Annotated in this window: 7 protein-coding genes and 3 pseudogenes; 1 reads left to right on the top strand and 9 read right to left on the bottom strand. The window is 52.3% G+C overall.

Going from position 1 to position 10,052, the window contains the following annotated elements; genetic code table 11:
* From GXY01S_RS17525 to GXY01S_RS15395, 4 genes and pseudogenes are all read right to left on the bottom strand, one after another.
* A partial coding sequence (locus tag GXY01S_RS17525; protein WP_082770921.1) for a glycosyltransferase occupies positions 1 to 1,056 on the bottom strand: 1,056 nt, incomplete at its 3' end.
* Positions 1,056 to 2,903, bottom strand: a complete 1,848-nt coding sequence (locus GXY01S_RS17520; protein ID WP_082770920.1) for a glycosyltransferase family 2 protein — start codon at positions 2,901 to 2,903, stop codon at positions 1,056 to 1,058. The genes GXY01S_RS17520 and GXY01S_RS17525, both read right to left, overlap by 1 nt.
* Positions 2,904 to 2,942: 39 nt before the next feature.
* A complete protein-coding gene (locus GXY01S_RS17515; protein WP_146222817.1) occupies positions 2,943 to 5,204 on the bottom strand; it encodes a tetratricopeptide repeat protein in 2,262 nt (753 codons plus the stop codon).
* Between the two features lie 68 nt (positions 5,205 to 5,272).
* A pseudogene (locus GXY01S_RS15395) lies at positions 5,273 to 5,689 on the bottom strand (OB-fold nucleic acid binding domain-containing protein); the annotation flags it as partial.
* A gap of 41 nt (positions 5,690 to 5,730) precedes the next feature.
* On the opposite strand from GXY01S_RS15395, the gene GXY01S_RS15390 reads away from it, so the two are divergent.
* Complete coding sequence (locus GXY01S_RS15390) at positions 5,731 to 6,945, top strand: IS701 family transposase (protein ID WP_061276527.1); 1,215 nt, start codon at positions 5,731 to 5,733, stop codon at positions 6,943 to 6,945.
* Between the two features lie 148 nt (positions 6,946 to 7,093).
* Here GXY01S_RS15390 and GXY01S_RS15385 read toward each other — a convergent pair.
* The 5 genes and pseudogenes from GXY01S_RS15385 to GXY01S_RS18785 form a co-directional block, all read right to left on the bottom strand.
* Positions 7,094 to 7,453: pseudogene (locus GXY01S_RS15385) on the bottom strand (helix-hairpin-helix domain-containing protein); the annotation flags it as partial.
* A 29-nt stretch (positions 7,454 to 7,482) separates the two neighbouring features.
* Positions 7,483 to 9,095: pseudogene (tnpC, locus tag GXY01S_RS15380) on the bottom strand (IS66 family transposase).
* A 147-nt stretch (positions 9,096 to 9,242) separates the two neighbouring features.
* Positions 9,243 to 9,506 carry an IS66 family insertion sequence element accessory protein TnpB gene (gene tnpB, locus GXY01S_RS15375; protein ID WP_370664498.1) on the bottom strand — a complete coding sequence of 88 codons (264 nt, stop codon included), beginning with the start codon at positions 9,504 to 9,506 and terminating at the stop codon, positions 9,243 to 9,245.
* Entirely contained in the window at positions 9,503 to 9,862 is a 360-nt protein-coding gene (tnpA, locus tag GXY01S_RS17510) for an IS66-like element accessory protein TnpA (RefSeq protein ID WP_082770918.1), read from the bottom strand. The genes tnpB and tnpA overlap by 4 nt, the downstream gene beginning before the upstream one ends.
* Positions 9,863 to 9,864: 2 nt before the next feature.
* A partial coding sequence (locus GXY01S_RS18785; RefSeq protein ID WP_218003169.1) for a hypothetical protein occupies positions 9,865 to 10,052 on the bottom strand: 188 nt, incomplete at its 5' end.

Here is a 10,052-nt window from a genome sequence, read left to right as displayed (position 1 = left end):
AAATCCGAGCGCATGTAGTTCCGAAATAGCCGCACGTACCGGTGTATAGCCTGCAACAGCTTCCATAGCTGCATAACGCATAGTATTTTTTTCCTTGTCTGACATCGAGAACATACGGTTAAGCGTCGCAGTTATCTCTGTTGGGTTTCCTGTATTGACGAGAAAGGAATTTATGCCATTGTCAATAAAGTCAGATGCTCCTCCTAGAACAGGCGCAATAGTAATCGCGCCACATGCCATTGCCTCGGCAGCTGTCCGGCCAAATGCCTGATAATCAGACAAATCAATAAAAAAATCTGTTTCACGTAGCAATTCTGAGACATCTGTCTGATTGAGGATACCAGCTACTTCTACCATATCGGGCAAAACCAGACCATGTTCGTGTAAATCTTCCTGACTGGCACCAAAGGCACGAACCCGCATGGGGCCAAATTCGCCCGACGTTATACGTGCAAGTAAAGCAGCCGTGCGACGTGGTGCTCGTCTCGGAGTTGGAGGCCGAATCATTGCAGTGACTACAGGCACTTCAGCCAAATCAGGACGGCATGGAAAATAGATACTATGATCGATGCTAGGCACCACCCTTCTAACGTCGTGTCCATGCGTTGCGTGGACGATATCACATAACCATCTCGTTTTTGCAAAATAAGTACAGTTCTGTAGGATCCCAAAACTTGAGACAGCCAGACGATGGTTGATGGTCCCGGCTTCATAGAACAGCGGTTCGTAATCCTGCACATAATATGCGGTACGAAATTTTGCCTTGGTTTCACGAATGGCTTCAGCAACAGAATGGACAGACGTGTTAGTAGTTGCCACAACCACATCCGCATTTTTTGCAATTTCACCTAAATGTCGTGGCCCCGAAAAAGAAATTACACCCTCTTTTGTCCACTCAAATCGCGAATATACGGCCTTAAAAGATGCTACATTTTGCTCATTCACCAGAACTCTTGCATTTATGCCGATGTTTCGAAGTGCTGTTACTTCTTGCATAACTGAATGTGCACCACCGCTCCCGCCTCGGACAGGAAGTACAAACATGATATCGGGCATTAACTTAACTCCTGCTCAAGATTGGACATATTCGCACGCAGACGAATCATCACTTTGTTTTGTTGCATGGCCCCCTCAAGAGATTTAATATTGATACCTATGTGCTTATTACGGAGTTCAAAATTACCTGCGCGTGAAAGCTTAGAACGCGAAGCAGAGCCGAAACTAACACTCTTTTGATGATAGACGAAGCAGTCATCAGCTATGACTAGATCAAAACCTGCCTGTATGGCACGCAAGCACATATCTGTCTCTTCCCCATAGCCAATAGGGAATGCTTCTTCGTCAAATAAACCGACAATATCGAATATCTTTCTGTTAATTAAAGTAGAAAAACCGTTTAATAATGGCGCGCGAGGATATTCACATTCAGAATACATCGAAAGTATATTTTGAATATCTGATACATCATCTGCATTAATGAAATCGTTAGTAGACCATGATCCATCTGCTTTTTTTACTTCTGGTAAGGACTGCCATGTTGCTGCGTTAGAGAGAGGCCCAACCATTCCGATACTGGCATCAGAACGAGCTGCCATATGCAATCTCCTCAACCATCCTGGTGAAACGACCGTATCACTGTTCAGTATTACGACCCAGTCTGCAGACGTGAGCTTAATAGCTTCGTTTATGGATTTTGTATACCCACGGTTAATATCACGTCGATGCATGATACAGCGTGGGTCTTCCTGACAAAACGCATATAATATTTCTGTAGAGTAATCTCTACTGCCATCATCAATAATAAGTAGTTGGAAAGGGGTATCAGTGCATTTAAGAACCGAATCAATGCAATCCCTTACAACTTCAGCGCCATTATATACAGGAACAATTATTTGTGTAAATGGAAAAGCATTGCCATTCATAACATTCCTTGCATTTGGTTTTTTACGTAAAATAGGTGAAATGGACTTACCTATTATTGATTGATGTCCATATGATAGAGATACAACATCTCTAAAAGCACTATCTAAGCGACCATCCTCAAAAGTTCGGGTACTCTCTACCGCCAATGATGGCATTACAGGACCTAATACGAATCCAGAGCAGGACATTACCTCTACTGTTAATATTAAATAACCTTCTTGCTGCAGAGGAATCTCATCTTCTTCGAGATTGAATACGATATCTAAAAACGAGAAGTTGCGGAAAATACGACTTCGGCGAAGGCGTCGAATTTGTTCAAAATGATGTCCGTCCCAATAACTGAGGTAAATCGAGACCTGACGCTGCGACAGATTCTCTAACGCATGTGATAATTTAAGAAAAATTCGAACAGATCTCTCTTCTTCAGGTGTTGTTAAAGACAGGAGCGAGGACGGAATGCGTTGATGAGCCACAAGTTTTGCTGGCTTGGCAAGAAGAATGCGGATAGCCCATTGGGCAGCGCCTGGTAATGTAGGCCCCATCGTACGCTCGACACGTACGTTGCCCGCCGCGGCAGGGGCTTCGACCCAAAAATCTTCGGCGGCCTCAATTAATCCTGGCGGGCAGATTGCCATAAGGCCATGAGGCCATATTTCAGGTTCCTGCCCAGCCTTTCGAGGAGTCAAAGTTTGTTCACTGGACGGTAGTTCCGTTGGACCGTCCAGCATTTCGCCTGTAATCAAATTACGAACCTGAATATGAACAGGAATACGAGACATAGTGACGATAGCAGGAACATGCCATGAAAAATACTGTCGAGAGGAAATCGCATCATTCTGCGTTTCTAGGACCGCCAGAATCATGCCTTTACTTTCAATGCTGATAGCAGCGGGAGTATCGACCTGCAGAATCCAGCCGTAAATATATCGGCTTTCCGAATTATATTCGAATTCTCCACAACAACGAGAGTTATCAATCATTTAACTAACCTATCTTTCTACATATCTATATTGTGGTAATTAAATAATATTACTATATATTTTATTCATGAACACGCTACGCTTTCCCAGCTTTCCCCATTTATCTTCAAACTCGACTTGATTATTTTCAATAACTTTTTTGTATATATCTAACGGCCAACCTGCAGGTGGTTCACTTCCTGCATTTATTGATAAGAACCATTCCGCACTTTCCTGTTCAATCGACCAGCCCGAGACCAAAGTGACTCGAGGGTCGGTCGATATGGCTGTTACTGGACAATTGATTGTGGGAGAAGACACTATCCGACACCTTATTGCTAACACAGGTCCAGAAAACAAACATTTTATACTGCGAGATATTAATGAAATATCTTCTTCGCACTCGATTTTCGATATTATTATAGCAACCATGTACGGTAGCGATGCGTCCCAATTTTTTTCCGCAATTCGGTCAGGCCACACATCATAGCGTGGGGGCAAGTTGGTATCTCGCACGCCAAGTGCTTGTAGGTTTTTAATTACATCAGGCCCCTCGTAGCCTGGAAGACCTGTTTCCTCTGGCAAGAGACGGCATACAGGCCGCGGCGGGTTCCAAATCATAATTGTCGGTTGAGGAATTTTGAGCGTCAGAGAAAGCTTTCGTAATTTAAGAGCTTCGATCTGCATATTATTTAAACGTAGATCGAACCAAACTAGACGTGGGTGTACGGTCGCATACCCATTCCACAATTCATGCCAGTGATTATGTAGGCTGTCTTCCAAACCCAAAATTACTAGGGAATGCGCAGTAATAATATTGTTAGAATCAAGACGGATTTCAAAAGACAGTCTGATACCATGCTCTAATACTTTGGCCTTATCAGATTCTAGCGTATGGGCTAGCGCTGCCCCGCCCTTACGCACCGATAGCTTAAGACCAAAAAATGGCATTCCATTCGGTTTAAATTCCTGCGGCTGCGTAACTGTATAATATATCTGACTATCTCTGATGGTAGGGCGCAAAGTCAAGCCTAAACCAAGCCTGGTCGCCTCCTTAACTTTACCTTCTGCTGAGCCAAACCAATTGTGCAAAGCTGCATTTTCCAGGACCATCAATGCTTCTGGTTGATCCATTGACAGTCGTGTATCACTCGAGTTCTGTAGACGGGCTAGATTTCGTTGTACGTTACGATCCTCCGGAAAGATAAGAGATAATTTCTGCCATTCAGACAACGCCAAAGCAGTCAACTCTAGTGCGGTGTACGCTTCAGCCAACATCCGGCGCCCGTCATGATCGTCGGAATCCATGGCTAATAGCTTGCGCGCAGGTTCTATAACTTGAGTGTAGTGGCCGATGCGCAAAAGACAGCGTCCAGTTCGTAAGAGACTTTCCCGATAAGCAGAATCCTGTTCAGAAACGTGTTTCCAATAAGATAGCGATTCTTTGTATTGTCCTGCATAAAAAGTCAGACGTGCCAGAATAACAGCCGCACGTGGATGCCCCGGATACAGATACCAGGCTCGCTCAGCTAACGCCTTGGCCTGCTCTCGGTCATCCTTTTCCATAGCGAGTCGCGCGCTCATCCATAAAGCATCAACATGATCAGGGTAATGTTGAAGAGCTTTATCGAGCAGGTCCTTGGCCTGTTCAAGCTGTCCCTGCTGATGGTGATAGCGTGCATCCTTGACCAAGTGGTCTGCCAAGCGGGGGGAGGGTATAGTTAAGGTGCCTAGAGTGCGGGTAGGTCGAGTGGCATCTCCTACGATCTGAATGGTGAGCTGCGTATTTTCAGTATTCTGCCGCCATACGTTACCAGGTATAGGAAGACGGAAACCATATTTGCCGTCTCCTATCTGGGCCGATAATAAATCCCGTCGAAACACGTTGGCAGTACCATGCGCAACCACCCGTTTATTCCATATGGCTTCTATCTTCAGCCGATCGTCAGGGAACAGGGGATTACGCACCCAACCCACGCAACATTCTCCCTGAAATCTTTCAACGCGTCCTTGCAGGGGAATGGCTGGTAATTTGAGGCGACGCTGGTCTACAAGAAGAAACTCTGCCCCCGTCTGAGCCAGAAGTGTGAAATCGTGTTCTTTTCCATCCATCTGAGAAAATGATAGCTCAATGCGTGCGCCGTGACGGCCATCACTGATGTGAGCGCGGCGTAGATCTTCTCGTGGCTGCTTCGCGATAGTATCTGTTAAGATCTGTCCATCCATCAAGATCCGGATGCTTAAATGCGTAAAAGGATGTTGCGGGTCCCATGCCCAGCAACGCAAAACATTATTGCTTAAACCATCAATACGACCACGCACGAAGTTGCTCCCCCTCCCCAAAGACCGTTGAATAGTCTTATATCGCTCCTAGCTGGCCGTTGCTAGAGCAGTCGCCCCACAACCCCCCGCATCTGGCCTGAGAGAACCACCCGGCAGAAACGCTCGAACATATCAGACCAGATGATCACGTTAATCGCCGCCGTTTCGTCCTCCAGCGTTATGAACACCACGCCCTCGGCCGAACCGGGCCGCTGGCGGACCAGCACCAGTCCGGCCACCGACAGGCTGCTCCTGTCCCGAGCCTCCAGGGCCTGCCGGCACGTCACCATCCCGCGTTCGATGAGATCAGGGCGCAGGAACACCACGGGATGATCCCGCAGGGTCCGGCCGGTGCGATTGTAATCGCGCGCGACCTCGGCCCCGTCCCGCATGGGCTGGAGTAGCACGTCGGGTTCTTCCGTCTCACGCACGACGGCAACTGCGGCAAACAGCGGCAGGGGTTCATCACGCAGCGCCTTAACACTACAGTTGTGTTTTGATGCGAGATATGATTCCGTGTGTTGGTATGGAACGGAACAGGATGACAGGTGGCGCGTCTGTTGAGGAGACGCTGTCGCTGACGGTTGAGGGATTACGGGCGGTCAAGGAAAAAATACGCCCCCTGTTTGGTCAGGATCGGGTTGCGGTCTCAGCGGAGCATTATCTGGAAACGCTCCTGGGCAATCTGCCGCGCAAGACGGGCTGGCAACGTGCGGAAGCCGCAGGCGACGAAGGCCCCTGGCGTCAGCAGGCTTTGCTGGGCCGGACGCAGTGGGACGCTGACGGTCTGCGCGACATTGTCCGCGATCATGTTCAGATTACCCTGGGTGATGAAGACGCGGTTCTTGTGATCGATGAGACCGGTTTTCTCAAGAAAGGCAAGGCATCCTGTGGTGTAGGGCGCCAGTACACGGGTTCGGCTGGCAAGATCACGAACTGTCAGGTTGGTGTGTTTGCAGCCTATGTTTCTTCACGGGGTCATGCTTTCGTGGATCGCGCCCTGTATCTTCCCAAAGCCTGGACATCAGATCCGGTACGGCTGTCTGCGGCCTCTGTTCCTGCGGACGTAACGTTTGCAACCAAACCTTCTCTGGCCCGACAGATGATCGAACGCGGCCTGCAGGCCGGCCTTCCCTTCGAATGGGTCGCTGCTGACAGTGTCTATGGCGTAGGGGAAATCGAAATGAGCCTGCGTCATGCCGCAAAAGGGTATGTTCTGGGGGTGGCAGGCAGTCACTGGTTCAACTCCTGGGGCCTGGGAGAGAGACCGGTTGCGGGAGAAGCCCGTGATATCGCCCGGGATGCTCCAGAAGAAGACTGGGTCTCCCTGTCAGCCGGACACGGGACGAAAGGCGATCGTCAGTATGACTGGCTGTGGTGTCCGCTCGCCGAACTCGAGGGGGCAGACTATACCCCGGCCGACAACAGAACCTGGATCCGGGGGCTCCTTGTGCGCCGGAACCCAGCCGACGGGGACCTTGCATACTTCACTGTCTGGTGCCCCTCAGGAACGACGCCTGAAAAGCTGGTTCAGGTCGAAGGCACGCGATGGCGGATTGAAGAGGGGTTCAGAACGGCCAAAAACGAATTCGGCCTCGATCACAATGAAACCCGCTCCTGGCACGGCTGGCATCGTCACGTATCCCTTGTCATGCTGGCCTATGCCCTGATGGCCGGGGTCAGGGCACAGGCAAACGACAGGTCTCCCAAAAAAAGACCAGCGAACCCGTACCAGGTCTGATCCGGTGGTCCATTCAGGAAATCCGGCGTCTTATCGTCAGGCTGACCCAGCGCCAGATCTCCCTCAACCATATCCTGCATTGGTCACGCTTCAGACGAATACATCAGGCAAAAGCCTATGCCTCTCACATCAAAACACAACTGTAGTGCTCGCGCCGGGCCAGACCCAATCCCGGCCGGAAGGCGTCCGCCTCGGCCAGATGGGTCAGGGCCGCCCCCTTCACCGCTGCCCTGCGCCACAGATCATCGACCGAGGCAAAGGGACGGTCGCCACGAGCTGCTACGAGTCTCGCGGCATCCTCATTGGTCAGCCCTTTTACCAGGTTCATGCCCAGACGGACGGCAAACCGTCCGTCATCCCGCTCCGGGCCTTCAAGCGTGCTGTCCCAGCGCGAAGCGTTGACGCAGATCGGCCGGATCTCGACCCCGTGCTCGCGCGCGTCGCGCCCAAGCTGGGCCGGGGCGTAGAATCCCATCGGCTGGCTGTTCAGGAGTGCTGCCAGAAACACAGTAACCGGCCGCTTAAGGCCGCCGTTGATCATGCGGCCTGTTTGTGAAGATCTGTCACGGGTTTCCAGTTCCATGGCAACAGTTCGTGGAGCCGGTTGATCTTGTGCTCGTTGATACGGGCCAGGACGTCAGCGAGGTAATCATGCGGGTTGAGGCCTGAGAGTTTTGCGCTTTCGATGAGGGTCATGGCGTCAGCGATGTTGTCCCCACCGGCATCGGAACCGGCAAAGAGATAGTTTTTTCGGCCGACGCATACGGGCCGTATGGCCCGTTCGGCAGGATTATTGTCAATGGCGACACGACCATCTTCCACAAACAGGGTAAAGGCGGCCCACCGGTTGAGCGCATAGCGGATCGCTTTTGCCAGTTCTCCCTTCCCGGGGATGCGGGTGAGCTGTGCTTCGCACCAGGCATGGAACGCTATAACGCGGGGGCGGCTTTTTTCCTGCCGGATCGCCAGGCGATACGGGGCCGGATGCCCGGTGATCTGCCGCTCGATATCGTAGAGCTCTCCGATCTGCTCAAGCGCTTCCCTTGCAATTGTCGAATCACTGCCCTTCCAGACATCATGGAATGCCCGGCGTAGATGAGCCCAGCAGGCCGCTTCGCGCACACGCACGGTTCCCGTTGCATCGGGTTTATACAGGTCCCTGAACCCGGCGTAGGCGTCTGCCTGCAGAATACCACGGAACTGTGCCAGATGGGTCTGGGGATTGATCCCCTTGCGATCGGGAGAGAACCAGTAGGCAACGGCGGGTGGATCACTCCCGCCCCAGGGGCGGGGATCGCGCAGATAGGTCCAGATCCGCCCTTCCTTCACACCGCGTGGTTTGCCAGCCTGGCGCAGGCGGGGATCAAGAACCTGGATGGGCGTATCATCGGCATGAAGCAGGTCTGCCCCCACGACCTCCTGACGGATCATATCTGTGAGAGGACGCAGAACGGCAACGGCCTGACCACACCAGTCGATCAGGGTTGAACGGGGGATTTCGACACCCTGACGGGCAAAGATCTCGTTCTGACGATAAAGCGGGATATGGTCATCGAATTTCGAGACCAGGATATGGGCCAGGAGCCCGGGGCCAGCCATGCCCCGTGGGACAGGGCGCGATGGCGCTTCAGGCTGCACCATTGTTTCGCAATGACGGCAGGATTTCTTCAGCCGTGCCGTTTTGACGACTTTCAGTTTTGCTGCGATGAATTCAAGGATTTCGGTGACATCTTCGCCAACGAGGCGCAAGGGGCCGCCACAGGCGGAACAGGCTTCACCCGGGTCGAGCACAATGCGCTCCCGTGGAGTGGCGTCCGAGACCCGGGGTCTGCCGCGCCGTCTTTGGGGAGAGACCACGGCATCGCCGTTATCGCCCCCCTCACTTTCGGGAGACGGATCGGCTGCCGCGATGGCGATTTCCACATCTTCGAGGAGCAGTTCGAGTTGTTCAGTCTCACGCTCGATCTTTTCTGAACTGGCCCCGAATTTCTGTTTCTGCAGGCGCAGCGATCCGGATCCTGAGCGACTGGACAAGGGGCATCATAGGCCCGGGCCGACGCCGACAGCCGCACGATCTCGCCCTGCTGGGCCATGATGATGCCCTTGAGGGTCTCCAGATCATCAGGCAGGGGGCCAGGGTGTCGCTCCATCTCTGGATAATAGCGGAAAACTGCCAGAAAACAAAGAAATCCGCGACAGAAATAACGAAAAAAATCAGGCTACGCGAGAGGGGGGCGCCGACCAGGATGGCCGTCTCCAGTCGATTCCTTCCCAGAGCATGGCCATCTGTGCGGCTGTCAGGCGGGCACGCCATCTGCCGGGGAGGGCCACGGAAAACGTCCGGTCTCGAGCACTTTGTAATAAAGGCAGAACCCCTGACCGTCCCACGTCAGAAGCTTGATCCTGTCCCCCTGGCGACCACGAAAGGCAAAGAGCGCCCCTGATGTCGGGCTCTGACGCAGCACGTCCTGTGCGAGTGCCGCCAGGCCCGATATCCCCTTGCGCATATCCGTAACCCCGCAGGCCAGATAGACACGCATACCGTTGCCCGCGCCAATCATGCCGTCTCCGCGATCCGGATGACCCGTGCCAGAAGCTCTTCGGCAGGATGTCCCGTCACCCTGATACAACGGCCATTGCGCAGCACAATGGCCAACTCGTCAGTATCATCGCCAGACGCCACAGCGGGTGCATTCACGGAAGCAACAGGAACAAACGCCACAGACTGATCTGGGGAAGACAGTCTTTGACGGAATGAAGTACGCCACTGGTAAAGATGTTGGCGGGTCAGGCCATGCCGACGTGCCACATCCGATACACTTGCCCCGTCCACACCAACTTCAGCCAGAATCTCCAGCTTCCGTTCGTCCGGCCATCGTCGCCGACGTTCAACGCCAATCAGGATTTCCTGAGCCATATTTACCTCCCAAACGACGTCAATAACGACGTCGTTAACGACGGTAAGTTACCAGTCACAATCCTCAGGCATAAGGCGGCCTCAAGCGGCCGATTACGAAACACATCCGGATGGGTGCATTTCATCCAGGATGACGAATAGGCAAGGATGGCGAAGCTGGCTGCATGGCTTTCCGAAAAGCCGTAATACC

The sequence above is a fragment of the Komagataeibacter xylinus NBRC 15237 genome (genome assembly GCF_001571345.1).
GTDB classification, from domain to species: domain Bacteria; phylum Pseudomonadota; class Alphaproteobacteria; order Acetobacterales; family Acetobacteraceae; genus Komagataeibacter; species Komagataeibacter xylinus.
The sequence above is the reverse complement of the archived record's forward strand: the minus strand, read 5'-3'. Positions and strand labels throughout refer to the sequence as shown.

Excerpts from the sequence above, each read along its gene's own strand:
- GXY01S_RS17520 (WP_082770920.1), bottom strand. The coding sequence starts at position 2,903 with ATGATTGATAACTCTCGTTGTTGTGGAGAATTCGAATATAATTCGGAA.
- GXY01S_RS15390 (WP_061276527.1), top strand. The coding sequence starts at position 5,731 with ATGGAACGGAACAGGATGACAGGTGGCGCGTCTGTTGAGGAGACGCTG.
- tnpB (WP_370664498.1), bottom strand. The coding sequence starts at position 9,506 with ATGATTGGCGCGGGCAACGGTATGCGTGTCTATCTGGCCTGCGGGGTT.
- tnpA (WP_082770918.1), bottom strand. The coding sequence starts at position 9,862 with ATGGCTCAGGAAATCCTGATTGGCGTTGAACGTCGGCGACGATGGCCG.